The following is a 25,594-nucleotide window of genomic DNA, read 5'->3' on the forward strand; positions in this document are numbered from 1 at the left end:
AGGCTCGAACACCAGCTCAGGTTCAATCGTCGGCCCAGGACCGCGCGTTGGTTCGCGCCGCTCAAGCCAATAAGCGCCAATCAAGGCGAGAAAGCGATCCACGCCCAAGCGCCGGGGATCGGCGTAAGCGATCCGCACCGCATGCGCGTGCGCGGCGGGCTCGATCCGCCGGAGCGGGCAGTGCCAATAGGCGGCCACGGTCGCCTGCACGGCTTCGAGCACGGGTTCGGGACCCACGCTGGCGACCAGCACGCGCTCGATCCGCGTCAGCGTTTCCCAATTGGCGAGCACGTCAATGGGCAGTGCACCAAAGTGCCGCGCGGCAGTCATCGGCCCAAGCGCGGTGCCCTCGAGCACCGCCCACTTGAGGCTGGTATTGCCGATGTCGATGAGCAGTTTCACGGCGACAACCGGCTCAGTCCTGGTGCGCGCTCTTATGCGCGCTCAGGCTCTTGGCCTTCAGCTCGCCGGCCTCTTGGAGCCAATGCCGCAGTCGATTGGCATCGCCGATCGGGGTGAGTTGGCCCTGGGCATTGAGAAAGATCGCGTAGACGCGCCGATTCTCGATCACGGCCTGCATTACCAGGCAGCGCCCGGCTTCGTTGAGATAACCGGTCTTCGAGAGTTCGACCGTCCAGCGTTCATCGCGGGTGAGCGGATTGGTGTTGCGGTACTGCAGGGGTGGACGGGTGGCATGCGGGCGGAGGCTGGTCTCGCCGGTGGCGGTGATCGCGCGGATCAGTGGGTAACGCGCCGCCGCGTTGAGCAGGCGCACCAGATCCTCGGCGGTCGACTGGTTGCCCCCGTCCAGTCCGCTGGCGTCGGCAAAGGTGGTGTCATACATCCCGAGCGCCCTCGCCTTCTCGTTCATAGCCGCGACGAAGGCGGGCGTGCCGCCGGCAAAGGTGGTGCGCCCAAGGGCCGCCGCCGCGCGGTTGTCGGACGACATCAACGCGGTGTGCAAGAGTTCCCGGCGCGTCAGGATGGCCTCGTCGATGAGCAGCCGCGAGCGGCTCCAGCGCAGGCGGTCGCGATCGGCCTCGGTGATGGCGATGCGATCCTCGAGCGGAACCTCGGCGTCGATCACCACCATGGCCGTCATCAGTTTGGTGATTGAGGCGATCGGTCTGACCTCGGTGGCATTGCGCTCGAACAGTCGATTGCCCTCATGGTCGATGATCAAGGCCACGCCCGAATGAATCTCTGGCCCAGCCGCCCGCCCCCCGAGCGCGCCGAGCAGCAGCACCAGGAAGACGACTAACCTAGATCGACAACGAGAAGGCATCGGCAGAGGATCCTGCGGGAATCGATTGGAGGCCAAAACGCGGATCGCCTAAGAGTACGGCAGATTCCACACATGCAAAAGGCCCCGCCGAAGCGGGGCCTTCTCTCGGCGCGCCTGTCGTGGCCGTCAGGCCGGCAACGGCCGCCGTCGCCTTGGGCTCAAGGCTGGCCTTACATCATGCCCATGTCGCCCATGCCACCCATGCCGCCAGCCGGAGCCGCCGGCTCGTCCTTCGGCTCCTCGGCCACCATGGCCTCGGTGGTGATCATCAGCGCCGCAATCGATGCTGCGTTCTGCAGCGCGGTGCGGGTGACCTTGGTCGGGTCGAGGATACCCATGTCGACCAGGTCACCGTACTCGCCGGTCGCGGCATTGTAGCCGTAGTTGCCCTCGCCATCGGCCACCTTGTGCAGCACCACCGAGGCCTCTTCGCCGGCGTTCATGACGATCTGGCGCAGCGGCTCTTCCATCGCGCGCAGCGCGATCTTGATACCGACGTCCTGATCGTGGTTCGCACCGGTGAGATCGCGGATCTTGTTCAGCGTGCGTACCAGCGCGACACCACCGCCGGCGACGATGCCTTCCTCGACCGCAGCGCGGGTTGCATGCAGCGCATCCTCGACGCGTGCCTTCTTCTCCTTCATCTCGACCTCGGTCGCGGCACCGACCTTGATCACGGCAACACCACCGGCGAGCTTGGCCAGCCGCTCTTGCAGCTTCTCGCGATCGTAGTCCGAGGTGGTCTCCTCGATCTGAGCGCGGATCTGGTCGCAGCGGCCCTTGATCTCAGTGTCGGAGCCGGCGCCGTCGATGACGGTGGTCTCATCCTTGCTGATCTGCACACGCTTGGCCGAGCCGAGCTCGTTGAGGGTGGCCTTCTCGAGCGACAGCCCAACCTCTTCAGAGATCACGGTACCGCCGGTCAGGATGGCGATGTCCTGCAGCATGGCCTTGCGGCGATCGCCGAAGCCTGGGGCCTTGACGGCGCAGACCTTGATGATGCCGCGGATCGAGTTCACGACCAGGGTGGCCAGGGCCTCACCCTCGATGTCCTCGGCAACGATCATCAGCGGACGACCGGCCTTGGCGACGGCCTCGAGCACCGGCAGCAGATCGCGGATGTTCGAGATCTTCTTGTCGTGCAGCAGGATGTAGGGGTCTTCCAGCTCGGCGGTCTGGCTCTGCTGGTTGTTGATGAAGTACGGCGACAGGTAGCCGCGGTCGAACTGCATGCCCTCGACGACGTCGAGTTCGTTGTGCAGCGACTTGCCTTCCTCGACGGTGATGACGCCTTCCTTGCCGACCTTCTCCATCGCCTCGGCGATGATCTGGCCGATCGACTCGTCAGAGTTGGCGGAGATGGTGCCGACCTGAGCGATCTCCTTGTTGTTGGAGCACGGCTTGGACAGCTCCTTCAGCTGGGTCACCGCGGCATCGACCGCCTTGTCGATCCCCCGCTTCAGGTCCATCGGGTTCATGCCGGCGGCGACCGCCTTCATGCCCTCGCGGACCATCGCCTGGGCCAGCACGGTGGCGGTGGTGGTGCCGTCGCCGGCGATATCGCTGGTCTGGGAGGCGACCTCCTTGACCATCTGCGCGCCCATGTTCTCGAACTTGTCGGAAAGCTCGATCTCCTTGGCGACGCTGACGCCATCCTTAGTGACGGTCGGGGCGCCGAAGGACTTCTCCAGCACCACGTTGCGGCCCTTGGGACCCAGGGTGACCTTGACGGCATTGGCGAGGATGTTGACGCCCTCGACCATCCGGTTGCGGGCATCGAGGCCGAACTTCACTTCTTTTGCGCTCATCGCGTGATTTCCTCAAGCAAAACTGGTTATGTCGAACGAATGTTGTCGGACCGCTCCGACAGCTTTGACGGCTGGGTGCGCGGCTTAGCCTTCGATGACGCCCATGACGTCTTCTTCGCGCATCACCAGGAACTCCTCTCCATCGAGCTTGACCTCGGTGCCGGAGTACTTGCCGAACAGCACCTTGTCGCCGACCTTCACGTCGAGGCCGCGGGTGTCGCCGTTGTCCATGATCTTGCCGTTGCCAACGGCGATGACCTCGCCCTGGATCGGCTTCTCGGCGGCCGAGTCCGGGATCACGATCCCGCCGGCGGAGGTACGCTCCTCTTCCATACGACGGACCACGATGCGGTCATGCAAGGGACGAATCTTCATTTGCGGTAGCCCTCAGGGTTGTTGAATGTGGTGTTGAGGTAAAGGACCGGGACGGATCTTGGCCGACGCCGGTGTCGAACTGTTGGTGTCGTTCAACCAACCATTGCGGTTGGGTGTTAGCACTCATGTCGAGCGAGTGCTAATAATAGGCTGCGTCGGCGCCATGTCAAGAGGCAGTTGCATGTTCCCGCATGCCGGCACGGGGCTGCGCTGGTCATGCGGCCGCATGCTGGTCATGCCGGCGTGCATGCGAACGCGGCCCGGTCGGGAGCGCGACTCGGGCGCGCGACGATCTCAGTCGTCGCGTCGCCAGTCGCCTTCGATGGTGCGACGCCGCGCCTCCCCCTGGCGCAGGATCGCCTCGCTCTCAACCGGCACCACCGGGACATAACGGCGGATCAGGGCGTGCCGCAGGGCGGGCACCAGCAACGCGAAGCCGACCGCGTCGGTGATGAATCCCGGCAGCATCAGCGCGAAGCCGCAGAGCAGAAGCGCGGCCCCGTCCAAGAGTTCGAGGGCCGGCGTCTCGCCGCGATCCATGGTCGAATGCACGCGCATCAGCACCGTCAGACCCTGCACACGCACCAGATAGCCGCCGATCACGGCGGTCAGGATCGACAGGAGGATGGTGGGAAGCGCACCGATGACCGAGCCGACCTGGATCAGGAAGTACAACTCGATCAGGGGCGCCATGACGAAGAGAAGAAGGAAAAGCCACATCAGTCTGGTCTCGCTGGTTGGGCGGCGGTCGGTCATCGAACCGGCGCCATTTCCCGCAGTTTTGTGCGGATTTGTAGGATTCAAACCACCGCAGCCGCAGCGCTCGGTTTCCGTTAGGCTATGCAGCGCATGCGCGACGGGCGCGCCTCATTACGCCCTCATGTCCCCGTATCGTTCAAACATCAGCGTCTCGGATTCAGCGCCATGGGAACTCGCCCCGACCCCGAACAGGTCTATCTCAGTTACTGCACCTGCCCCGATGTCGAGACGGCTCAGGCGTTGGCGCGAACGCTCGTCGCCGAGCATCTCGCCGCTTGCGTCAATGTGCTGCCAGGACTGATCTCGGTCTATCGCTGGCAGGCGCGGATCGAGACCGATGCCGAGGTGCTGCTGCTCATGAAAACCACCCAGGCCCGCGTCGCCGACCTGGCGGCACGGATCGACAGCCTCCACCCCTATGAGGTCCCCGAGGTGATCAGCCATCCGATCACCGCCGGCCATCCACACTATCTCGATTGGGTCCGCCAATGTACCGCGAACACTCACCGCTGACAGACCTTGGGCGTCACCGGCGCCACGCCCTTTTGCGCCGCCTTCAGTCTGGGTTTGGCCTGTTGCTGCTGCTCCTCATCGGGTTCGCTCTGCCGATGGCGAGCGCGGCCGAGGACGACTTTCCGCCGCCAGATCAGGTGTTCCGTCTCGACAGCACCGTGCTGGGCCCGGAACGGATCCGGGTGAGCTGGGAGATCGAACCCGGTTACTACCTGTATGGCGACAAGTTCCGCTTCGAGAGCCAGACGCCGGGGATCGAACTCGGCCCGGCCGAGCTGCCGCCCGCGCAGACCAAAAATGATGAGTTCTTCGGCGAGGTGGACATTTACCGCGACCGGGTGGAGGCCGAGCTGCCGCTGCAACGCGGCGAGGATGCCGGGGAAACGCTGCGGATCGAGGCCCAGTCCCAAGGCTGCGCCGACGCCGGATTCTGCTACCCGCCGCAGCGCGAGACGGTCCTGCTGGAACTGCCGCGGCGCACCGCCCGCGCGCGACCTGCGGACGACCCGGCCGCCGCTGGCGACGGCACAGCCCGCGGCGACTCACCCGCATCGCTCGGACTCGGCTTCGACGACGATATCCTGCCGGCCGAGGAGGCCTTCCAGCTCGAGGCCCGCGTCGAAGACCCGCACAGGCTGGTCCTGCATTGGCGGATCGCGCCCGAGACCTATCTCTACGAAGAGAAGATCGAACTCACGCTCGAGGATGCCGAGGGCGTGCAGCTCGGCAGCTACGAGCTACCAGCGGCCGAGATCAAGTCCGATACCGTGCGTCCCGATGGCACCATTGGCGACGTCGCCATCTATCAGGACGCTGTCGAACTCAGCGTGCCGCTGCTCCGCGCTGACGAGGACGCGACCGAGGTCACCCTGGTCGCCAACTACCAGGGCTGCGCCGAGCGCGGCATCTGCTACCCGCCGGTCACCGATCGGCAACGGCTCGCGCTGCCGCCTGCGGTCACCACGGTCGCGCTGACCGAACCGGCAGGCGCGGACAGGGGGGCCAACGCAGGGGCGGATGAAGACCCCGCGGCGGCGACAGCACCCGAGCGCGTCTCGGAGCAGGACCAGATCGCGGCGCGCCTCGCCAACACCGGCATCTTCGGCGCCCTGGCGATCTTCTTCGTGCTCGGCTTATTGCTCGCGTTCACGCCCTGCGTGTTCCCGATGATCCCGATCCTCTCCGGCATCATCGCCGGCCAGGGCGATCGGATCACCACGCGCAAGGCCTTCTTCCTCTCGCTCGCCTATGTGCTGGCGATGGCGCTCACCTATGCCATCGTCGGCGTCATCGCCGGGCTGTTCGGCGCCAATCTGCAGGCGACCTTCCAGAATGCCTGGGTGCTGGCCGCCTTCGCGGCGATCTTCGTCGCGTTGTCGCTGTCGATGTTCGGCTTCTACGACCTGCAATTGCCAAGCAGCGTGCAGACCAAACTCACCCAGCTCAGCAACCAGCAGCAGGGCGGCACCCTGACCGGCGCGGCGATCATGGGCGCGCTCTCAGCGCTGATCGTCGGCCCCTGCGTGGCGCCGCCGCTGATGGGCGCGCTGATCTTCATCGGCAAGACCGGCGACGCCGTGCTCGGCTTTTTCGCCCTGCTCGGCCTCGGTCTCGGCATGGGCGCGCCCCTGCTCGCCATCGGCACCTCGGCCGGCAAGCTGCTGCCGCGCGCCGGCGGCTGGATGGACGCGGTCAAGGCGGTGTTCGGCGTGCTGCTGCTGGCGGTGGCCGTGCTGCTGATCGAGCGGGTGCTCCCGGCCGCGGTCGCGATGCTGCTCTGGGGGCTCTTGTTGATCAGCTCCGGTGTCTACCTCGGTGCCCTCACTCAGCATGGGCCAGAGGCCAGCGGTTGGTCCAAGCTGTGGAAGTCGCTCGGCGTCGCCCTGCTGCTCTATGGCGTGCTGATGCTGATCGGCGTCGCCGCTGGCGGCAAGGACACCATCCAACCGCTGCGCGGCCTGGCCCCGGCCGCAGGCGAAGCGGGCGCGGTGGCCGCGCATCCAGAGTTCGAGCCCATCAAGAGCGTGGCCGATCTGGATCAAGCCGTCGCCGAGGCTCAGGCCCAGGGCCAACCGGTGATGCTCGACTTCTATGCCGACTGGTGCGTGTCCTGCAAGGAGATGGAGCGCTACACCTTTCCCGATCCGGCGGTGCAGCAGGCGATGGAGCGCTATGTGCTGTTGCAGGCCGACGTGACCGCCAACGATGCCGCCGACAAGGCGCTGATGCAGGAGCGCTTCGGCATCCCGGGGCCGCCGGCGATGCTGTTCTTCGACGCCGAGGGGCAGGAACAGCGCGGCTGGCGCTTGGTCGGCTTCGTGCCCGCCGCGGACTTCGCCGCGCACCTGAATGAGTTCGACCGATGAATGCCGTCAAGGTCCTCGCGGTCACGGTGCTGGCCGGTTCGGTCAGCATCGGGCTTGCGTTGTTCGGGGAGCGCTGGGTCGATCGCGACGAGCACGCGGCCGGGCAACGCCGCGACGAAGCCCTTCAAGGCGTGCTCGAGACGCTGCCCGATCTCCAGCTCAGGGACATCGAAGGCCACAGGATCAACAGCCGCCGCTGGGCGGGCAAGGTGGTGGTGCTGAATTTCTGGGCCACCTGGTGTCCCCCCTGCGTGCGCGAGATGCCGTTGCTCGATGAATGGCAGCGACGCCATCGCGATCAGGGACTGCGGGTGGTCGGGATTGCCATCGATCGCGCCGACGAGGTCGCGAGGTTTCTCGATGATCACCCCGTGGGCTATTCGATCCTGCTCGGCGACATGGAGAGCGTCGACCTCGCGCGAGGGCTTGGCAATCGCACCGGCGGGCTGCCCTTCACGGTCGTCTTCGATACCTTCGGGCGCCGCGCGTTTAGCTACCTCGGCGAACTCGATGCCAGGATCCTGGAGAGCGAGGTCGCCCCGCTGCTGCCCGAGGCCGGCTGATCGCCAAAGACCGGGACAGGAATCGCCGGTAACGGGCATGCATCGGCACCGATCCCGGGGTCTTCACCGCCGAGGCGGGGGATCGCGCCCTTTGTAAATTGGCGCCTAATGCCGTACCCTGTCGGGCAAGAATCGGAGAATGCCTGAACGACCTTTTTTTTGACGGTTCGCTGCCGATAGGTGCGTTTTCGACCGGAACCATGGCCAAGATCCTTTGCTTGAACGGACCGAACCTGAACCTGCTCGGCACGCGCGAGCCCGGCATCTACGGCCACCAGGCGCTAGACCGCATCGGCGCGGGCTTGAGCGCCACCGCCGCCGCCGCCGGCCATGAGCTACGGATGCTGCAGAGCAATGCCGAGCATGCGCTGATCGAGGCGATCCACCACGCGGGCAGCGAGGGCGTCGCCTTCATCCTGTTCAACCCGGCAGCCTTCACGCACACCAGCATCGCGCTGCGCGACGCGCTGTTGGCGGTGCGCATTCCGTTCATCGAGCTGCACCTGTCGAATGTGCATGCGCGCGAACCGTTCCGGGCCCACTCGTACTTCTCGGATATCGCCGAGGGCGTGATCACCGGGCTCGGCGCCCAGGGCTACGGCTTGGCGCTGACGGCGGCCCTGGCTTGGCTCGACGCGGCGTCCCGGGAGCGGCATTCAGAGGCCGAGATTCAGACACCATAAGCATCCATCCACGGCGAGAAGAACACCTGTCATGGACATCCGCAAGGTCAAGAAGCTGATCGAGTTGCTCGATGAATCGAACGTCGCCGAGATCGAGATTCACGAGGGCGAAGAATCCGTGCGCATCAGCCGCCATGGCAGTGGGGCACCGCAGTTCATGATGCCTGCGGCGGCGCCCGCCGCTGGCGCCAGCGCGCCCCCGCTGGTGCCGGCGCCCGCACCGAGCAGCCCCGAGATCGACGACGCCTGCATCGCGCGCTCGCCGATGGTGGGCACCTTCTATCGCTCGCCCTCGCCAGGCGCCAAGGCGTTCGTCGAGGAGGGCCAGGAGGTCAAGGTCGGCGACATCCTCTGCATCATCGAGGCGATGAAGATCCTCAACCAGATCGAGTCCGAGCGTGCCGGCGTGGTCAAGAAGATCATGGTGGAAAACGGCCAGCCCGTCGAATACAACCAACCGCTGTTCGTGATCGAATGATCGAGAAGATCCTCATTGCCAATCGCGGCGAGATTGCGCTGCGCATCCAACGCGCCTGCCGCGAACTCGGCATCAAGACCGTCGCCGTGCATTCCGACGCCGACCGCGAACTCAAGCATGTGCTGCTGGCCGACGAATCGGTCTGCATCGGCCCGGCCCAATCGCGCGACAGCTATCTGCACATCCCGGCGATCATCAGCGCCGCCGAGGTCACCGACACCGTCGCCATCCATCCGGGCTACGGCTTCCTCTCGGAGAACGCCGATTTCGCCGAGCGCGTCGAGCGCTCCGGCTTCGTCTTCATCGGCCCCAAGCCGGACACCATTCGGCTCATGGGCGACAAGGTCTCGGCGATCCGCGCCATGAAACAGGCCGGCGTGCCCTGCGTGCCCGGCTCCGACGGACCGCTCGACGATGACGCCAAGCACACCTTACAGCTCGCGCGCGAGATCGGTTATCCCGTCATCATCAAGGCCTCCGGCGGCGGTGGCGGGCGCGGCATGCGCGTGGTGCATTCCGATGCGACCCTGCTGAACGCGATCTCGCTGACCAAGGCCGAGGCCGGCGCGGCCTTCGGCAACGACGTGGTCTACATGGAGAAGTACCTGGAGAATCCGCGGCATGTCGAGTTCCAGGTACTGGCGGACAACTACGGCAACGCCATCCACCTGTGCGAGCGCGACTGCTCGATGCAGCGCCGGCATCAGAAGGTGATCGAGGAGGCGCCGGCGCCCGGTATCACGCCCGAGCAGCGCCAGCGCATCGGTCGCCGCTGCGCCGAGGCCTGCAGTACGCTCGGCTACCGCGGACTCGGCACCTTCGAGTTCCTCTATCAGGACGAAGAGTTCTATTTCATCGAGATGAACACCCGCGTGCAGGTCGAGCACCCGGTCACCGAGATGATCACCGGCGTCGATGTGATCAAGGAGCAGATCCTCGTCGCCGGCGGCGAGCGCCTGCGCTATAGCCAGGACGAGATCGTCCCGCGCGGCCATGCCATCGAATGCCGGCTCAATGCCGAGCACCCGGAGACCTTCATGCCGAGTCCGGGGCGGATCGAGGAGTTCCACGCCCCCGGCGGCCCCGGCGTGCGCATCGATACCCATATCTATGCCGGCTATGTGGTGCCACCCTACTACGATTCGATGATCGGCAAGCTCATCGCCCACGGCGAGGACCGCGACGCGGCGCTCGCGCGCATGACCAACGCCCTGCGCGAGACCATCATCGAGGGCATCAACACCAATATCCCGTTGCATCGCCAGCTGTTGAAGGACGCCGCCTTCCAACAGGGCGGCATCAATATCCACTATCTCGAAAAGAAGCTCGGTCTCTGAGCTGAGCGAGCGCGGGGCCGACCTCACCCATGGCCTGGATCGAGCTTGAACTGCTGGCGGACTCCGCTCAGGCCCCGCTGCTGGAAGCCGCGCTGGAGAACGCCGGCGCGCTCGCGGTGACCCTCGACGAGGGCGGCCACGATGGGTTCGACGAGGTTCTCGAACCGGCACCGGGCGCGACGCCACTCTGGCGCCAACTGCGCATCACGGCCCTGTTCGAGGATGACCCAACCGGCACCATGCAGGCCGAGGCCGCGGCCGCGGCGCTGGCCGCTCAATGCCTGGTGCCACCGCGTCTGCATCGGCTCGAGGATCGCCTCTGGGAGCGCGTCTGGCTCGAGGATCTGCATCCGCAACGCTTCGGCGAGCGGCTCTGGGTCTGTCCGCGCGGGCGGCGCGTCGAGGCGGCCGACGCCATCATCATCGATCTCGACCCCGGCCTCGCCTTTGGCACCGGGCACCACGCGACCACCGCGCTCTGCCTCGAATGGCTCGATGGCGCGCCGCTCGCCGGCCGCACCCTGATCGACGTCGGCTGTGGCTCCGGCATCCTCGCCATCGCCGCGCTCAAGCTCGGCGCGGCCCGGGCCATCGCCATCGATCATGATCCGCAAGCCTTGGAGGCGACGCTCGAGAACGCCGCCGCCAATGCCGTCGCCGATCGTCTCAGCGTCCATCCGCCGGAACAGATGCCGCAGGAGCCGGCGGATGTGCTGGTGGCGAACATCCTCGCCGGCCCCCTGCTCGAACTCGCGCCGACCCTGGCGCGGCTGACCAAACCGGCCGGGCAACTCGCCCTCTCGGGCATCCTCGCGCATCAGGCCGAGGCCATCGGCGACGCCTATGGCGCCGACTTCCGCCTCGCCCCGGCACGGCAGCGCGAGGATTGGGTCCTGATCAGCGGTCGACGACGGAGTGGCGACTAGGCCCGCGCCGGACACGAGCGCCGCTCAGGCCGCCAAGCTCCTGGAGCCGTTGCGAATCGGTTCGGTCAACCTCCCCAATCGGTTATTCCTCGCGCCCATGGCCGGGGTCACCGATCAGCCCTTTCGCACCCTCTGTCGAGCGCTCGGCGCCGGTCTGGCGGTGTCCGAGATGGTCTCCGCTAATCCGGCGTTGCGTGGCACCCGCAAGAGCCGCGAGCGCCGCGATCACCGAGGCGAAACCGGTCCCATCGCGGTGCAGATCGCCGGCGCCGATCCGCAGCAGATGGCCGCGGCCGCGCGCGATAACGTCGAGCGCGGCGCCGAACTGATCGACATCAATCTCGGTTGCCCGGCCAGGAAGGTATGCAAGGTCGCCGCCGGCTCGGCGCTGCTGCGCGACGAGGTCTTGGTTGGGCGTATCCTGGAGACGGTGGTGCGCGCGGTCGATGTCCCGGTGACGCTGAAGACGCGCACCGGCTGGTCGCCGCAGACGCGCAACCTGCCCCGCATCGCCGCCATCGCCGAGGCCAGCGGCATCCGCCTCATCAGCGTGCACGGGCGCACCCGCGCCTGCGGCTATCGCGGCGAGGCCGAATTCGAGAGCCTGGCCGGCATTCGCGCGCAGTGCTCGCTGCCGTTGGTCGCCAATGGCGACATCGACAGCCCGGCCAAGGCGTTGCAGGTGCTGAACGCGACCGGCGCCGATGCTATTATGATCGGACGTGCCGCGCTCGGCCGGCCGTGGATCTTCGGCGCCATGGCGGCCGCATTCCGCGCGCTCGCCGGCTCCGACGCGCACAGGCCCAACGAGAAACCCGGCGCAAGCCCCGGCGAGCGCACCTGCGATGGATCCGGCGACAGACCCGGTGAGAGACCCAGTGGGAAACCCGGCGACAGACCCGGTGAGAGACTGGGCGGCACGTCGTCGGCCCCGACCCGCGCGGTGCCAAGCACCCCCTCGCCAGCCTGGATCGAAGCGATCTTGATGGAGCATCTGGATCGGCTCTACCGTTTTTACGGCGAGCCGCGCGGGGTATTGATCGCACGCAAGCACATCGGCTGGTACCTGCGCGCGCTCGGCTCCGAAATGGGCAGCGGGAATGGTGTCGGCACCGACTGGAGCGCCGGTTTCGGCGTCAAGGTCGAGCACTTGCGCTCGCGCTTGATGGCAACCGGGGCGGCGGCGGAGCAACAGACACTGCTGCGCGAATACTTTCAACACCACGCCGACGCGGCCACCGAGCGCGCCCGTTCGGCATCATCTCGAACCAGCGGCGAGGAGCCATTGCATGAATGACGGGGAAGGCCTTGCGGTGCCGGAAGCGGAATCGCACCGCACTGAGCTGCTGCGCGAATGCGTGCTCGGCGCCTTACGCGGTTACCTCGACAGCATGGGCAATCATGAGATCCACGGACTCTATCGCTTGGTCATGAACGAGGTCGAGCAACCGCTGATCGAGGCCGTGCTCGAACACACCAGGGGGAACCAATCCGCTGCTGCGGCGATCCTGGGCATCAGCCGTGGCACCCTGCGCAAAAAGCTCGCGCAGCGCGCCGCCGCACCCTAGCCGCGCACCTGCCGCCCGCGCGTGGCGGCGCGCGCGGGCTCGTCGCGGTCCATTGTCTAGGGCCCGATGACGGCCGGACACCGGCGCGCAAGCGGGGCAACGGCTGCTGGACACTTTCTTGGAGAACAATCGGATGAAAGCAATCGAACGGGCGCTGATCAGCGTCTCCGACAAGACCGGCATCGCCGCCTTTGCGACCGCATTGAGCAAGCAAGGCGTCGAGATCCTCTCCACCGGCGGCACCGCCCGGCTGCTCGTCGAGCAGGACGTGCCGGTGATCGAGGTCGCCGAATACACCGGCTTCCCGGAGATGATGGACGGGCGCGTGAAGACCCTGCATCCGCGCATCCATGGCGGCATCCTCGGGCGGCGTGGCGAAGATGACCAGGTCATGCGCGAGAACGAGATCCGGCCGATCGATCTCGTGGTGGTGAATCTCTATCCGTTCGAGGACACCGTCGCCCGCCCCGAGTGCGATCTGCCAACGGCGATCGAACACATCGATATCGGCGGCCCCACGCTGATCCGCGCCGCGGCCAAGAATCATCGCGATGTCAGCGTGGTCTGCGAGCCGGCCGATTACCAACGCGTGCTCGATGCCATGTCCGCGAATGGCGGCGCGGTCGATGACCGCACCCGCTTCGATCTGGCGGTGCGGGCCTTCGAGCACACGGCCCATTACGACGGCGCCATCGCCAATTATTTGGGCGCCATCGTCGAGTCTCAGGAGGCTGGGCATCCGCAGGAACAGGCCCCGGATCAGGGTCAGGCTCAGGCTCAGGCCCAAGGCCAGAACCCGTTTCGGGCAGGGGCGCTGCCGCGCACCTTCAACATGCAATTCCGCAAGCGCCAGACCATGCGCTACGGCGAAAACCCGCATCAGCGCGCGGCCTTCTATGTCGGCGGTGGCGGCTGCGAGGCGAGCGTCGCCACCGCCGAGCAGCTCCAGGGCAAGGCCCTGAGCTACAACAACATCGCCGATACCGATGCCGCGCTCGAATGCGTGAAGCAGTTCGACGAGGGACCGGCCTGCGTGATCGTCAAGCACGCCAATCCCTGTGGCGTCGCGTTTGGCGAGCATCCGCTCGCGGCCTATGAGCGCGCCTTCAGCACCGATCCGGAATCGGCGTTCGGCGGCATCATCGCCTTCAACCGGCGACTCGATGGCGACACCGCGAAGGCGATTGTCGCGCGTCAGTTCGTCGAGGTGATCATCGCCCCGGCGATCAGCGACGAGGCGGTTGCGGCGCTCGCGGCGAAGAAGAATGTGCGCCTGCTGTGCTCGGGTCCCTGGCCGGCGGCACGTCAAGGCTATCGCGACTTCAAGCGCGTGCGCGGCGGGCTCTTGGTGCAGGAGGCCGACCTCGATTTGAGCAGCGCGATCAAGACCGTGACCCAGCGCGCGCCGAGCGAGGCCGAGCGCCAGGATCTGCTCTTCGCCTGGCGGGTGGCCAAGTTCGTCAAATCCAACGCCATCGTCTATGCCCGCGACGGCATGACCATTGGCGTCGGCGCCGGCCAGATGAGCCGCATCAACTCCGCCCGCATCGCCAACATCAAGGCCGAGCAGGCGGGCTTGGAGGTCACCGGCGCGGTGCTCGCCTCCGATGCCTTCTTCCCGTTCCGCGACGGGCTCGATCAGGCGGCGGCGGCCGGTATCCGCGCGGTGATCCAGCCCGGCGGCTCGCTGCGCGACGAGGAGGTCATCGCCGCCGCCGACGAGCACGGGATCGCGATGCTGTTCACCGGCATGCGCCATTTCCGGCACTGATCCCGGAAACCGAGCACGGAGTCCGGACCCAACCGATGGCGGTGCACCCAAGCGCGATCATCGAGGACGGCGCCGAAGTCCATGCGAGCGCCGAGATCGGCCCCTGGTCGCTGATCGAGGCCGGTGCAGTGATCGGCGCCGAGTGCCGCATCGAGAGCTGTGTGCGCATCTACGCCGGCACCCGGCTCGGCGCGCGCAATCGCGTCTGCCATGGCGCCACGCTCGGCAGCGAGCCGCAGGATCTGAGCTTCAGGCCGGAGCGCGCGCGGCCGCTGACCATTGGCAGCGACAACTGCTTTCGCGAGTGTGTCAACATCAGCCGTGGGATCAAACGCGAACAAGGCACGCGCATCGGCAACCGCAACTATTTCATGGCCTACAGCCATGCCGGCCATGACTGCATCGTCGGCGACGACAACATCCTCGCCAACACCGCGACCCTCGCTGGCCATGTGGAAGTGGCGCACCACTGCTTCCTCTCGGGCCAGGTCGCCGTGCATCAATTTGCCCGCATCGGCGCCTACACCATGATCGGCGGGCTGACCGGCGTCAGCAAGGATCTGCCGCCGTTCGTGCTGGCCAATGGCCAGCGCGCGGTCATCGTCGGCCTGAATCTGGTGGGTTTGAAACGCCACGGCTTTTCCTCCGAGCAGCGCGCCCGCATCAAGGCGGTCTATCGACTCATCTTCCGTTCCGGCCGCCGCTTGGCGGACGCACTCGCCGAGGCCCAGCAGCGCTATCCGTGCGATGAAACCAATGAGATCATCGATTTCATCCGCGCCTCCGAGCGCGGCGTCACCGGCTTCGAGTGACCCTCTCTAGACGCCTCTCCCATCGCCTAAGACCAGCACCATGGAACATCACCAGAACGACGCCCACTACCAAATCGACGTCCAGGCGCTGACGCGCTATCTACCGGAGCAATCCGACCCGGCCGGCGGCCGCTACACCTTTGCCTACACCATCACCATCAGCAACACCGGCGCGGTACCGGCCAAGCTCCTGAACCGGCATTGGATCGTCACCGATGCCAACGGCAAGACCCAGGAGGTGCGGGGCGCCGGCGTGGTGGGCGAGCAACCCCATCTGCAGCCGGGCGAGCGCTTCGAGTACACCAGCGGCACGCAGATCGCGACGCCCCTTGGCAGCATGCATGGGAGTTATGACATGATTGCCGATGACGGCACCCGCTTCGACGCCGTCATCCGTCCGTTCTCGCTCGGCGATCGCAGCGCCTTGCACTAACCCTGGCCCATCCACGCCCTCTCGCGACCATGTCCACCTACGCCATTGGCGATATCCAGGGCTGCTACGACGAGTTGCGCCGCCTGCTCGATAAGGCCGGCTTCGATCCGACCAAGGACAAGCTCTGGTGTGTCGGCGATCTGGTCAATCGCGGTCCCGACTCGCTCGCGGTGGTGCGCTGGATCAAGGCCCTCGGCGAGCGGGCCGTGGTCGTGCTCGGCAATCACGATCTGCATCTGCTCGCGGTCGCCCTCGCCGACGCCCGGCTCGGCAAGAAGGACACGCTGGATGCGATCCTCGCCGCGCCGGACCGCGACGAGCTGTTGCATTGGCTGCGGCATCGACCGCTCCTGCATCACAGCGAGAAGAAGCAATTCACCATGCTCCATGCGGGCCTGCCGCCGCAGTGGGATCTGGCCCAGGCCCGGGCCTGCGCGCGCGAACTCGAGGATGTGCTGCGAGGGCCAGACCATGTCGCCTTCCTGCAGCAGATGTATGGCAATGAGCCTGGGCGTTGGAGCGATGACCTCAGCGGCCTGGAGCGGCTGCGTTTCATCGTCAACTGTTTCACGCGCTTGCGCTGGTGCACGGCCGACGGCGAGCTGCTGCTCCAGGAGAAAGGCGATCTCGAACAGGCCGGACCCGACGCCCTACCCTGGTTTCGCGTGCCGGGCCGGCGCACGCGCGATGATCGCCTCCTGTTTGGCCATTGGTCGACCATCGGCTTCCTCGCCGAGCACAACTGCTGGGCGCTCGATAGCGGCTGCGTTTGGGGCGGGCGGTTGAGCGCGGTGCGCGTGCGGCGCAAGAAGTCGCTGACGCTGATCCAGCTCGACTGCGCCGGCTATCTGGCGCCGGGCTGAGGCCCGGCGGCTGCGCGCACGACGGCCCAATTCCAGAGCCAGCTCCAGGGCCAGTTCCAGAGCCGGTTCCGAGCGCTCCGGCGCGCTTCAAGCGCACCCATCGGCCGGTCATCGGTGGCTTGCTGGCATCCGCAGATGGATGCAGGTGCGATCCTCGGCATCCGAGGTGCTCATGCTCAACCGAAAGCCCATGGTGTCGGCCATGAGTTTGGCGGAATAGGTGCCAAGCCCGGTGCCATTGGGTTTGCCGTGGGTGCAATATTTGTCGAAAAACCGTTCGCGAACCGGTGCCGGCACCGCGCCACGGTTGCAGATGTCGAGCAGCACCCGGTCATTGGTCCCCGCATCCGATTCAGCATCCGTTCCCGCATCCGTCCCCGCATCCACCTTGCCATCCGCGCCCTGCTCGAGGATGTCCAGGCGAAGGGTCTCCCCGGGCGGCGAGGCCTCGACGGCATTGGTCAGCAGATTCCCGAGCATCGACAGCAGCAGACCCGCCTCGGCGGCGACCATCACCGCACCAGGCGCGCTCGTCGCTGCCGACTCCAGCGGCAGTGCTTGGTCATTGTGGCGCAGCACCAGGCGCAGTTGCTTGCGGCTCAGCGGTTCGGCGATGAAGGTACAGGCGGTTTGCACAATCTTGATCAGATCGACATGACTCGCCCTGTAGCAAAACTGACCGCTCTCCATTTTGAACAGGTCGAGGGAACGATCGATCAGATCGAGCATGTCCCGACCGGATTGGCGAATGAGGTCGATATCTTGGCGTTGTTCCGCGCTGAGGCTGTCGTCCATCAGCAGCAGCTCGGGCAGATTGATGATGGGATGGAGCGGCGCTTTCAGGTCGTGGCGCATGATGCGCTCGACATCCTCCCTGATGCGTTCGAGTTCCTTGCGATCCTTGATGTCTTGCTTGACCGCCACATAGTTGCGCAACACGCCTTGATCGTCGAACACCGGCGAGATCGCAGCTTCTACCCAGTACCGCCGCCCCTGTTTGTTCTGGTTGATCAGCTCGCCGCGCCAGGTCTCGCCGCCTTCCAGGGTCGCCCACATCTGCTGGTAGAAGGCCTGTTCGTGCTCGCCCGACTGTAGAAAAAGCATATTTTTTCCGATCGCTTCCTCGCTGCTGTACCCGCTGAGTTGGGTGAAATAGGGGTTGACATAGAGAATATCGCCCTGGGTGTCGGTCACGGTGATCGAGACCGGTGCCTGCTCCACCGCTCGCATCAAGGTCCGCAAGCGCGCATCCTGCGCGCGTTGCTCGGTCACATCGAGCGCGATGCCCTCGATCAGATCCAGCTCGCGTTCCTGGTCGAAGATCCGGTAGGCATGCATCTCGAGCTGGCGCCAGTCGCCGTCCGGGTGGCGAAAGCTCAGCTCAAAGCGCAGGTTGTCATCGCCTTGCGATAGCCAAAGCCAGTGTTCCTCGGCCACTTTTGCCCGCGATTCCGGCGACCAGTCGGCCAGGTCGCGCCAGCATTGCCCAATCGCCTCCTCGGGGCTGGCGCCGCCGAGCAACGGCTTGAAGCCTTCGGAGAGGTACAACAGCCGGCCATCGGGCGCATTGGTGAAGAAAAACAGCCGATCCCCGAGCTGCGAGGTCAGGCGCGCGAACCGCGCCTGGCTTTCGCGCAAGGCGATCTCGGTTTCTTTACGCTGGGTGATGTCAACGATAAAGGTCACTTTACGCGGACGCCCATCCCCACCGAGGATGCGCACGGCATCGGCGAGCACATACCGGCTGCTTCCAGTGCGATCGATGACGCCCCACTCACCACGAATCTCCCCGGCCCCAGCGATAAATTGATCGTGCAATTCAATGAGCTGTTGGCGCGCTGCAGGATGGACAATCTTGGTGAAATGCTCGCCGATCAATTCAACCGGCGAATAGCCATAGAAGGTGCAGTAGGCGGGATTGGTGTACTCGAAAAATCCCTGTTCGTCCGTGATACAAAAGGCCAGGGGAGTGGTCTGAATGATCCGCATCATCATCTGATCGCCGCTGCGATCGCCGAAGAGTTGGAACGCCTGGTTCAGGTTCGCCTGATCTTCCAGGCCGAGTCTGTGGAAGGCATCCAGATGCTCATGAATCCAGGCATAGATGGGCGCGATCTGCTGCCAGACATCGGCATCCAACAGCTCTGCTAATGCCGTCTGCCAGGCCGCTAACTGTGCCTCCCAATACCCCAGCGTGAACCCCTGCACCTGATACACAGGCAACACCCACAGCACCGTCTCCAACAGACGCGAGGCATCGTAATCGGCGAACAATGACGCCATGAACGCGCCATGATGGCGATGATTACGGTGCATTTGAGCACGATTCAACACACCAATCAGCGCGTCCAAATCCGGGCGCGCCAGCATCAGCGCATCGACCCGCTCGACGACGCGCTCGCACCGCTCGGCAAATTGATTCGCCGCCGCCGCATCGGGGGGCGTGATCGACGCTAAGAGGGCGGCAAGATCCTGTTTGGTCATTCAATGCCTCTACAGCACCGGACGAGGGTCACGAACTCGAGGGCATAAGGATTGGCGGCATCCGGTGGGCGGTATTGGTGCGCCGTCTCCCGCCACTGCGAGGGCGACCAGGCCGGGAAATGGGTGTCGCCCTCGATCTCGGCATCGATCAGGGTCAACCGCATGCGCTCGGCGAGCGGCAGGAAGGCCTGATAGATGCTTGCGCCGCCGACGATCATCACCTCGGGCACCGAACCGGCTTGCGCCAACGCCCCTTCCGGAGTACTCGCGGGCTCGGCTTGGGTGAGTGCGCGTCGAAAGCGGGGATCGGCGGAGATGACGATGTGGCGCCGGCGCGGCAGCAGACCGGGCAGGGATTCCCAGGTCCGCCGGCCCATGATGATGGGCTTGTCCAGCGTGTGCTGTTTGAAGTGCGCGAGATCGGCGGGCAGATGCCAGGGCATGGCGTTATCCCGACCGATCACGCGCCCGCGCGCCATCGCGGCGATGAGGGTGATGCTAGGGCGCCACGCCGCCACCGACTCTGCGTTAGGCGGAAGCACCTGCTGCCGCCGTTGAGCGGGTGACCAGCGCGGGCGCGCTCCAGAGCCGCTCCAGGCTGTAGAAATCCCGCACCTTCGGCAGCATCAGATGCACCACCACCCCATTCAGATCGACCAGCGCCCATTCGCCTTCCTGCACCCCTTCGCTGCCGAGCGGGGCCTCGCCGGCCTCCTTGGACTTATAGGCAACCGTCTCGGCGATGGCCTTGACGTGCCGATCCGAGGTGCCCGAGGCGACGATCATGTAATCGGTCACCGAGGTCTTGCCGCGCACATCCATCACACTGATGTCGCGGGCCTTCATCTCGTTCAGAACCTCGACCACGAGGTCTTTCAATTGCTCTAGCTGCATCAACGATCCTCATCGGGGGCGGCAAGTATTGGTCAGGCCGGGGCCTGTGGCACAGCATAGCAACGATTGTCGCGGGCCATGGCCAAAACGGCATCCGGCAGCAGATAGCGCGGACTCCTGCCCTGCGCCAGGAGCCGGCGGATGCGGGTCGCCGAAATATCCAGCTGCGTCACCGTGTGGAAATAGATATGCCCGCCGGCCCGACCTCGCAAGGCCGCGGGATCATCGGTCCGACGGTGCTCGACCTGGTCGCGCAGCCAGGCATCGCGCGCGGTCGGGGCGCCCGGGCGTTGCATCACGATCAGATGCACCAGATCGAGGATGTCCACCGGCCGGTGCCAGTCCGGGAACCCATCGAAGGCGTCGGCGCCGACCAACAGGCAGAGCGGCGCCGTCGCTCCCAGCTCATCGCGGAATGAGCGCAGGGTGTCGAGCGTGTACGAGGGACCGCCGCGGGTCAACTCCCGATCGTCGGCGATCAACAATGGCTCATCGCGGATCGCCGTGCGCAACATCGCCATGCGCTGCTCCGGCGAGGCGATGGGCTGGCGCCGATGCACGGCGGCGGCGAGCGGCAGCAACCGCAGTTGCGCGAGATTCAGATGCTGGAGCACATCGAGCGCCACGCGCAGATGGCCATGATGCACGGGATCGAAGGTCCCGCCGAACAGCCCGATCATCGACCGCCAGCGGCCTCTCTGCCGAGATGAATGCTCTTGATCCCGGCGCTACTCACGGATCTGACCATCCCCAAGCACGACGAACTTCTGCGAGGTCAGCCCCTCGAGCCCGACCGGCCCGCGGGCATGGAACTTGTCGGTGCTGATGCCGATCTCGGCGCCGAGTCCGTACTCGAAACCATCGGCGAAGCGGGTCGAGGCATTGACCATGACCGAGCTGGAATCGACCTCGCGCAGGAAGCGCCGGGCGCGGCTGTAGTCCTCGGTGACGATGGTATCGGTGTGGTGCGAGCCGTGCGCCTCGATATGCTCGATCGCGGTGTCCATGCCCGAGACCACGCGTACCGAGAGGATCGGCGCAAGGTACTCGGTGCCCCAGTCGGCGTCGGTCGCCGGGCGCGCGTCGGCGAGGATCTCGCGGGTGCGCTCGCAGCCGCGGATCTCGACGCCCTTGGCGCCCAAGGCCACGCCGATGCGCGAGAGCAACGGCCGCGCCACGGCCTCCGCCACCAGCAGGGTCTCCATGGTGTTGCAGGTGCCATAGCGCTGCGTCTTGGCGTTCACCGCGATCGCCACCGCCTTGTCGGGATCGGCCTTGTCGTCGATATAGACATGGCAGACACCATCGAGATGCTTGATCACCGGCACCCGCGCCTCGCGGCCGATGAGCTCGATCAGGCGCTTGCCGCCGCGCGGGATGATGACATCGATAGACTCGGGATGGCTGATCATGGCACCGACCGCAGCGCGGTCGATGGTGGCGATCACCTGCACCCCCTCAGCCGGCAGCCCGGCGACTTGCAACCCGCGCTGGATGCTCGCGGCGATGGTCTGATTGGATTGAAAGGCCTCGGAGCCACCGCGCAGCACCGTGGCATTGCCGGCCTTGAGGCAGAGCGCGGCGGCATCGGCGGTGACGTTCGGACGCGATTCGTAGATGATGCCGATGACGCCGAGCGGTACCCGCATGCGCCCGACCTGGATACCGGACGGACGATAGTCCAAATCGGTGATCGCGCCGATCGGATCGGGCAGCGCGGCGACCTGCTCGAGCCCGGCGATCATCGCGTCGACGCGCGCCGGGGTCAGCTCCAGACGATCGAGCAAGGCCGCGTCCAGCCCCTTCGCCGCGCCGGCCTCGAGATCGGCGGCATTGGCTGCGGCCAAGCCCTCGCGGTGAGCGTCGAGATCGGCGGCGATCGCCCGCAGCGCGGCATTCTTGGCCCCGGTCTCGGCGCGCGCCATGGTCCGCGCCGCAGCGCGGGCGCGCCGTCCGACATCCGCGACATAGGCGGCCACCTCGGTGATCTTGGTCTCGGTCTTCATGGCAGTGCGAAAGCGGGTTGAATGCGCAACGACGCGCAAAATGCGATAGTCTAACAATGTTTCACGCGCTCGCCAGCCAAAATCCGCGCGTGCGCGGGCGCGGCGAGCCCCTCGGCGATGGCGCCGAGCAGCGGCCAAGGCTCGCCCTTCGCGCGCCCCTTGATGGTCAGGTCGGCCTCGGCGCAGCAGGCCAGCAGCGCCCAGAGGTGCGCGAGCGACAAGCGCTCCAGCGCCGCCATCACCACCGGTCGGCGCGCGTCCCAGACCTGATGCGCCTTGAGCAGCGGACCCAGAGGCTGGCGCTTGGCGCGCGCAAAGGCGAGCGCGGCCAGCTTGCGCACCTCGCGCGCCAGCGCCCAGAGCACCAGCGGCTCGGCGGTGCCCTCGGCGCGCAGCACCTCGAGCACCCGCACGACCCGGGCGCGATCGCCGGCGAGCGCGGCATCGGCGAGATCGAACACGCCATAACGGGCGCTGTCGGCCACCGCCGCCAGCAGGCCCTCGGCGTCGAGCGGGCCTGGCTCCAGCGCCAACGCCAGCTTGGCGATCTCCTGATCGGCCGCCAGCAGATTGCCCTCGACCCGCTCGGCCAGCAAGCTCACCGCCTCGGCACTGGGGACGAAGCCGGCACCTCGCAGGCGCCCGGCGAGCCACTGGTCGAGCTGGCGCCCCTGTGGCTCACGCACCTGCACGACCAGACCGACCCGCTCGACGGCCTGCACCCATTTCGCCTTCAAGGCCTTCCAGTCGAGGCCCGGGGCCAGGATCAACAGCAGCACATCCTTGCTCGGCTGCTCGACGTAGCGACGGATCGCCTCCGAGCCTTCGCGCCCGACCGCATCGGTCTTGCTGCCGGCCTTGGTCGCGGCGATGCGCAGCTCGATCATGCGGCGCTCGGCAAACAGCGAGAGCGCGCCGAGCGCACCGGCCAGCGACGACCACGCGAACTCCGGCCCGGTCTCCAGCACCTCGCGTTCGCTGAAGCCGTGCTGACGCGCGGCGGCGCGCACTGCGGCGGCGGCCTCACCGAGCTGCAAAGGCTCATTGCCGACGAGCAGATAGACCGGCGCTAGCCCCTGCGCGAGGCGTTGGTCGAGTTGAGCGGGAGCGATCGGCATCTCGATGACTGAGCGCTCCTTACTGAGCGCTGCGGGCGGCCAGCGCGGCGCGCAACCGGAGCAGCATCTGATCGGCGGCAGCGTTGGCCAAATCCTGGTCGATGATGTCCGATTCCAGTTGCTTGCCGAGCACGGCCACGTCGGGGTTGTCGTCGAAGGTACGCTCCAGGGTCAGCTGCTGCGGTGGGATCAGCGGCTCCCCCGCCGCATCCAGGGCGTCGAACCGGACTTCGAGTTCGAGCGCAAAGGCCAGCGCCTTGCCGCCGCGATCCACCGCCACGACGCGGGATCCGCGAGACTGATCGAGGATGCGCAGGATCAGTCCGGCGTCGTTCGCGACCGGGGTGATGGGCACACCACTGCTCAGCAAGCGATCATCGATGGCCTGCCCGACCAAACCGTCCGCCTGGATGTAGACCGGCGCCAGCCCGGGCGGGATATCGACGTCGCCGCGCAGGCGATAGCCGCAGCCAGCGAGCAGCGACATACCGACCAGGCCCAGCAGCAGCGTCGCCAGTCGATGCCGAGACCGCCACCAGCGAATCGAACCCTCAGCGGTCTGCCGATTCACCGGCTGCTCGCTCTCTGGCGAGCGACCGGCCGCTCGACCTGTAGGCCGCCGAACCCGAACCATCGCCACCCTCGCTTGCTCATTTGGCGACCACATTCACGAGCTTGTTCGGCACCACGATGACCTTGCGCACCGTTGCCTCGCCGATGAAGCGCTGCGCGTTCTCGTTGGCCAGCGCGATCGCCTCCACCTCGGCGCGCTCGGCCGCGGCCGGCACCTCGATCTTGCCGCGCACCTTGCCGTTCACTTGCACGACATAGGTGATCCGATCCTGCGCCAGCGCGTCTGCATCGACCATGGGCCAGGGCGAGTCCAGGATGTCATCGCCGAGGCCGAGTTCGCGCCACAGATGATGGGTGATGTGCGGCGCGATCGGCGCCAGCAGCCGCAGCGCGATGCTCAGCCCCTCGCGACGAACCGACTGTGCTGCTGCACTCTCGTCGAGTTTCGACAGGATGTTGACGATGGTCATGCAGGCCGAGACGACGGTATTGAATTGCTGGCGCTCGTAGTCGAACAGCGCCTTCTTCAGTGCCGTATGCAATTCCCGGCGGGCGTCGCTCAGCGGGTCATCGAGCGCTTGCGCCGTCTCCCCCGCCATGGTCCCTGCGGCTTGGCCAGCGGCGGCCGCCGCCTCGCCAGACCTCTCGGAAGCGCCGGCAGCCGGGGTCCGAGCCGCAGCAACGGCCCGCATGCCACCGGCATGGGTCGCGGCCAGGGTCCAGAGCCGCTTGAGGAAACGATGGGCGCCCTCGACGCCCTCGTCGTTCCATTCCAGCGACTGATCCGGCGGCGAGGTGAACATCACATAGAGGCGCACGGTATCGGCCCCGTAGCGCTCGATCATCGCCTCCGGGTCGACGCCGTTGTTCTTCGATTTCGACATCTTCTCGATGCCGCCGAAGTGCACCGGCTGGCCATCGGCCTTGAGCAGCGCGCCGACCACCCGCCCCTTGTCGTCGCGCTCGACCTCGACATCGGCCGGGTTGAACCATTCGCGCCGACCTTCGGCATCCTCGCGATACCAGGTCTCGGCGACCACCATGCCCTGGGTCAGCAGCCGGGCGAAGGGCTCATCGCCGTCGACCAGGCCCTCGTCGCGCAGCAGCTTGTGGAAGAAGCGCGCGTAGAGCAGATGCAAGACCGCGTGTTCGATGCCGCCGATGTACTGATCCACCGGCAGCCAGTACTTGGCGCGCTCGTCGAGCATGGCGGTGTCGCAGTCCGGCGAGCAGTAGCGCGCGTAATACCAGCTCGACTCGACGAAGGTATCGAAGGTGTCGGTCTCGCGGGTCTCGCCGTTGGGCAGCTCGGAGAAGGCCGGCAGTTTCTTCAGCGGCGAGCCGGAGCCATCGACCACCAGGTCTTCGGGCAGGCGCACCGGCAGCTCGGTCTCGGGGCGCACCTCGCCCTCGGCGGTGCGCACCACCGGCACCGGGCAGCCCCAGTAGCGCTGGCGCGAGACGCCCCAGTCGCGCAGCCGGAAGTTGACCTGCCGGCCGCCCTTGCCGTGGGTCTCGAGCCAGTCGGCGACGGCGTCGAAGGCCTCTTCTGAAGTCAGTCCATCGAAGCAGTCGGAGTCGCGCAGGATGCCCTTGTCGGTGAAGGCATGCGAATCGATGCCAAACTCCTCGCCCTCGGCAGCGAACACCACCTGGCGCTTCGGTATCCCGTAACGCTCGGCGAACTCCCAGTCGCGCTGATCGTGCGCCGGCACCGCCATCACCGCGCCGGTGCCATAGCTCATGAGGACGAAGTTGGCGGCAAAGATCGGCACCGGCTGGCCGGTGATCGGATGCACGGCGTCGATGCCGAGGCGATGGCCCTTCTTCTCCATGGTCTCGAGTTCGGCCTCGGAGGTGCCGCCCTGGCGGCACTCGTCGATGAAGGCGGCCAGCTCGGGATTGTGCCGCGCCGCGCGCTGCGCGAGCGGATGCTCGGCGGCGACGGCGACATAGGTCACGCCCATCACCGTATCCGG

The 25,594-nt window shown here is 66.3% G+C and carries 26 protein-coding genes; 13 read left to right on the top strand and 13 right to left on the bottom strand.

The annotated features are described in order from the left end of the window. The 5 genes from ACLFQI_RS01775 to ACLFQI_RS01795 all read right to left on the bottom strand — a co-directional run. The coding region (locus ACLFQI_RS01775; protein WP_410757081.1) for a type III pantothenate kinase at window positions 1-402 on the bottom strand (402 nt) is incomplete at its 3' end. A gap of 13 nt (window positions 403-415) precedes the next feature. Next, the gene (locus ACLFQI_RS01780; RefSeq protein ID WP_410757082.1) at window positions 416-1,285 is read right to left on the bottom strand and encodes a serine hydrolase; all 870 of its coding nucleotides are present in this window, start codon (window positions 1,283-1,285) and stop codon (window positions 416-418) included. A gap of 170 nt (window positions 1,286-1,455) precedes the next feature. After that, on the bottom strand, window positions 1,456-3,093 hold the full coding sequence (gene groL / locus ACLFQI_RS01785) for a chaperonin GroEL (protein WP_410757083.1): 1,638 nt from the start codon (window positions 3,091-3,093) through the stop codon (window positions 1,456-1,458). A gap of 84 nt (window positions 3,094-3,177) precedes the next feature. After that, window positions 3,178-3,468, bottom strand: a complete 291-nt coding sequence (groES, locus tag ACLFQI_RS01790; RefSeq protein WP_410757084.1) for a co-chaperone GroES — start codon at window positions 3,466-3,468, stop codon at window positions 3,178-3,180. Between the two features lie 294 nt (window positions 3,469-3,762). Next, on the bottom strand, window positions 3,763-4,188 hold the full coding sequence (locus ACLFQI_RS01795; protein ID WP_410757086.1) for an FxsA family protein: 426 nt from the start codon (window positions 4,186-4,188) through the stop codon (window positions 3,763-3,765). A 204-nt stretch (window positions 4,189-4,392) separates the two neighbouring features. Between ACLFQI_RS01795 and cutA the strand changes: the two genes are divergently transcribed. The 13 genes from cutA (at window position 4,393) to ACLFQI_RS01860 (ending at window position 16,540) form a co-directional block, all read left to right on the top strand. Beyond that, entirely contained in the window at window positions 4,393-4,740 is a 348-nt protein-coding gene (gene cutA / locus ACLFQI_RS01800) for a divalent-cation tolerance protein CutA (RefSeq protein WP_410757087.1), read from the top strand. 95 nt (window positions 4,741-4,835) lie between these two features. Continuing rightward, a complete protein-coding gene (gene dsbD, locus ACLFQI_RS01805; RefSeq protein ID WP_410757107.1) occupies window positions 4,836-7,106 on the top strand; it encodes a protein-disulfide reductase DsbD in 2,271 nt (756 codons plus the stop codon). Beyond that, a complete protein-coding gene (locus ACLFQI_RS01810) occupies window positions 7,103-7,669 on the top strand; it encodes a TlpA family protein disulfide reductase (protein ID WP_410757088.1) in 567 nt (188 codons plus the stop codon). The genes dsbD and ACLFQI_RS01810 overlap by 4 nt, the downstream gene beginning before the upstream one ends. A gap of 200 nt (window positions 7,670-7,869) precedes the next feature. Then, window positions 7,870-8,352, top strand: a complete 483-nt coding sequence (gene aroQ, locus ACLFQI_RS01815) for a type II 3-dehydroquinate dehydratase (RefSeq protein WP_410757090.1) — start codon at window positions 7,870-7,872, stop codon at window positions 8,350-8,352. 31 nt (window positions 8,353-8,383) lie between these two features. Beyond that, the gene (accB, locus tag ACLFQI_RS01820; RefSeq protein ID WP_410757091.1) at window positions 8,384-8,830 is read left to right on the top strand and encodes an acetyl-CoA carboxylase biotin carboxyl carrier protein; all 447 of its coding nucleotides are present in this window, start codon (window positions 8,384-8,386) and stop codon (window positions 8,828-8,830) included. Then, complete coding sequence (gene accC / locus ACLFQI_RS01825; protein WP_410757092.1) at window positions 8,827-10,167, top strand: acetyl-CoA carboxylase biotin carboxylase subunit; 1,341 nt, start codon at window positions 8,827-8,829, stop codon at window positions 10,165-10,167. Before accB ends, accC begins: the two co-directional genes overlap by 4 nt. Before the next feature lie 29 nt (window positions 10,168-10,196). Beyond that, a complete protein-coding gene (gene prmA / locus ACLFQI_RS01830; protein WP_410757093.1) occupies window positions 10,197-11,093 on the top strand; it encodes a 50S ribosomal protein L11 methyltransferase in 897 nt (298 codons plus the stop codon). A gap of 40 nt (window positions 11,094-11,133) precedes the next feature. Then, a complete protein-coding gene (dusB, locus tag ACLFQI_RS01835; protein WP_410757108.1) occupies window positions 11,134-12,390 on the top strand; it encodes a tRNA dihydrouridine synthase DusB in 1,257 nt (418 codons plus the stop codon). Further along, window positions 12,383-12,661: a helix-turn-helix domain-containing protein gene (locus tag ACLFQI_RS01840; protein WP_410757094.1), complete on the top strand. Its 279-nt coding sequence runs from the start codon at window positions 12,383-12,385 to the stop codon at window positions 12,659-12,661. Before dusB ends, ACLFQI_RS01840 begins: the two co-directional genes overlap by 8 nt. 133 nt (window positions 12,662-12,794) lie before the next feature. After that, window positions 12,795-14,432: a bifunctional phosphoribosylaminoimidazolecarboxamide formyltransferase/IMP cyclohydrolase gene (purH, locus tag ACLFQI_RS01845; protein WP_410757095.1), complete on the top strand. Its 1,638-nt coding sequence runs from the start codon at window positions 12,795-12,797 to the stop codon at window positions 14,430-14,432. Between the two features lie 35 nt (window positions 14,433-14,467). Beyond that, window positions 14,468-15,244, top strand: a complete 777-nt coding sequence (gene lpxA / locus ACLFQI_RS01850; protein ID WP_410757096.1) for an acyl-ACP--UDP-N-acetylglucosamine O-acyltransferase — start codon at window positions 14,468-14,470, stop codon at window positions 15,242-15,244. Between the two features lie 40 nt (window positions 15,245-15,284). Next, window positions 15,285-15,677: a Co2+/Mg2+ efflux protein ApaG gene (apaG, locus tag ACLFQI_RS01855; RefSeq protein WP_410757097.1), complete on the top strand. Its 393-nt coding sequence runs from the start codon at window positions 15,285-15,287 to the stop codon at window positions 15,675-15,677. Window positions 15,678-15,706: 29 nt separating this feature from the next. Then, window positions 15,707-16,540: a symmetrical bis(5'-nucleosyl)-tetraphosphatase gene (locus tag ACLFQI_RS01860; protein WP_410757098.1), complete on the top strand. Its 834-nt coding sequence runs from the start codon at window positions 15,707-15,709 to the stop codon at window positions 16,538-16,540. A 108-nt stretch (window positions 16,541-16,648) separates the two neighbouring features. On the opposite strand, the gene ACLFQI_RS01865 is transcribed toward ACLFQI_RS01860, so the two are convergent. The 8 genes from ACLFQI_RS01865 to leuS all read right to left on the bottom strand — a co-directional run. Then, entirely contained in the window at window positions 16,649-19,024 is a 2,376-nt protein-coding gene (locus ACLFQI_RS01865) for a PAS domain S-box protein (protein WP_410757099.1), read from the bottom strand. Continuing rightward, window positions 19,021-19,566, bottom strand: a complete 546-nt coding sequence (gene folA / locus ACLFQI_RS01870) for a type 3 dihydrofolate reductase (RefSeq protein ID WP_410757100.1) — start codon at window positions 19,564-19,566, stop codon at window positions 19,021-19,023. The genes ACLFQI_RS01865 and folA overlap by 4 nt, the downstream gene beginning before the upstream one ends. Further along, window positions 19,553-19,918 carry a ribosome silencing factor gene (rsfS, locus tag ACLFQI_RS01875; protein WP_410757101.1) on the bottom strand — a complete coding sequence of 122 codons (366 nt, stop codon included), beginning with the start codon at window positions 19,916-19,918 and terminating at the stop codon, window positions 19,553-19,555. The genes folA and rsfS overlap by 14 nt, the downstream gene beginning before the upstream one ends. Before the next feature lie 32 nt (window positions 19,919-19,950). Next, window positions 19,951-20,598 (bottom strand): nicotinate-nucleotide adenylyltransferase, encoded by a 648-nt coding sequence (nadD, locus tag ACLFQI_RS01880; RefSeq protein WP_410757102.1) that lies wholly within the window; start codon window positions 20,596-20,598, stop codon window positions 19,951-19,953. Between the two features lie 48 nt (window positions 20,599-20,646). Beyond that, window positions 20,647-21,924, bottom strand: a complete 1,278-nt coding sequence (locus ACLFQI_RS01885) for a glutamate-5-semialdehyde dehydrogenase (protein ID WP_410757103.1) — start codon at window positions 21,922-21,924, stop codon at window positions 20,647-20,649. Window positions 21,925-21,974: 50 nt separating this feature from the next. Next, entirely contained in the window at window positions 21,975-23,042 is a 1,068-nt protein-coding gene (holA, locus tag ACLFQI_RS01890; RefSeq protein ID WP_410757104.1) for a DNA polymerase III subunit delta, read from the bottom strand. A 19-nt stretch (window positions 23,043-23,061) separates the two neighbouring features. Continuing rightward, window positions 23,062-23,613, bottom strand: coding sequence for an LPS assembly lipoprotein LptE (lptE, locus tag ACLFQI_RS01895; RefSeq protein ID WP_410757105.1), 552 nt, complete (start codon window positions 23,611-23,613; stop codon window positions 23,062-23,064). 79 nt (window positions 23,614-23,692) lie between these two features. Next, on the bottom strand, window positions 23,693-25,594 hold a 1,902-nt coding region (gene leuS / locus ACLFQI_RS01900; protein ID WP_410757106.1), incomplete at its 5' end, for a leucine--tRNA ligase.

Source organism: Halochromatium sp. (genome assembly GCF_046541315.1).
Classification (GTDB): domain Bacteria; phylum Pseudomonadota; class Gammaproteobacteria; order Chromatiales; family Chromatiaceae; genus Lamprobacter.

Bases quoted from the DNA above. Each gene is read 5' to 3' on its own strand.
- ACLFQI_RS01780 (WP_410757082.1), bottom strand. From the start codon at position 1,285: ATGCCTTCTCGTTGTCGATCTAGGTTAGTCGTCTTCCTGGTGCTGCTG.
- groL (WP_410757083.1), bottom strand. From the start codon at position 3,093: ATGAGCGCAAAAGAAGTGAAGTTCGGCCTCGATGCCCGCAACCGGATG.
- groES (WP_410757084.1), bottom strand. From the start codon at position 3,468: ATGAAGATTCGTCCCTTGCATGACCGCATCGTGGTCCGTCGTATGGAA.
- ACLFQI_RS01795 (WP_410757086.1), bottom strand. From the start codon at position 4,188: ATGTGGCTTTTCCTTCTTCTCTTCGTCATGGCGCCCCTGATCGAGTTG.
- cutA (WP_410757087.1), top strand. From the start codon at position 4,393: ATGGGAACTCGCCCCGACCCCGAACAGGTCTATCTCAGTTACTGCACC.
- dsbD (WP_410757107.1), top strand. From the start codon at position 4,836: ATGGCGAGCGCGGCCGAGGACGACTTTCCGCCGCCAGATCAGGTGTTC.
- ACLFQI_RS01810 (WP_410757088.1), top strand. From the start codon at position 7,103: ATGAATGCCGTCAAGGTCCTCGCGGTCACGGTGCTGGCCGGTTCGGTC.
- aroQ (WP_410757090.1), top strand. From the start codon at position 7,870: ATGGCCAAGATCCTTTGCTTGAACGGACCGAACCTGAACCTGCTCGGC.
- accB (WP_410757091.1), top strand. From the start codon at position 8,384: ATGGACATCCGCAAGGTCAAGAAGCTGATCGAGTTGCTCGATGAATCG.
- accC (WP_410757092.1), top strand. From the start codon at position 8,827: ATGATCGAGAAGATCCTCATTGCCAATCGCGGCGAGATTGCGCTGCGC.
- prmA (WP_410757093.1), top strand. From the start codon at position 10,197: ATGGCCTGGATCGAGCTTGAACTGCTGGCGGACTCCGCTCAGGCCCCG.
- ACLFQI_RS01840 (WP_410757094.1), top strand. From the start codon at position 12,383: ATGAATGACGGGGAAGGCCTTGCGGTGCCGGAAGCGGAATCGCACCGC.
- purH (WP_410757095.1), top strand. From the start codon at position 12,795: ATGAAAGCAATCGAACGGGCGCTGATCAGCGTCTCCGACAAGACCGGC.
- lpxA (WP_410757096.1), top strand. From the start codon at position 14,468: ATGGCGGTGCACCCAAGCGCGATCATCGAGGACGGCGCCGAAGTCCAT.
- apaG (WP_410757097.1), top strand. From the start codon at position 15,285: ATGGAACATCACCAGAACGACGCCCACTACCAAATCGACGTCCAGGCG.
- ACLFQI_RS01860 (WP_410757098.1), top strand. From the start codon at position 15,707: ATGTCCACCTACGCCATTGGCGATATCCAGGGCTGCTACGACGAGTTG.
- ACLFQI_RS01865 (WP_410757099.1), bottom strand. From the start codon at position 19,024: ATGACCAAACAGGATCTTGCCGCCCTCTTAGCGTCGATCACGCCCCCC.
- rsfS (WP_410757101.1), bottom strand. From the start codon at position 19,918: ATGCAGCTAGAGCAATTGAAAGACCTCGTGGTCGAGGTTCTGAACGAG.
- nadD (WP_410757102.1), bottom strand. From the start codon at position 20,598: ATGATCGGGCTGTTCGGCGGGACCTTCGATCCCGTGCATCATGGCCAT.
- ACLFQI_RS01885 (WP_410757103.1), bottom strand. From the start codon at position 21,924: ATGAAGACCGAGACCAAGATCACCGAGGTGGCCGCCTATGTCGCGGAT.
- holA (WP_410757104.1), bottom strand. From the start codon at position 23,042: ATGCCGATCGCTCCCGCTCAACTCGACCAACGCCTCGCGCAGGGGCTA.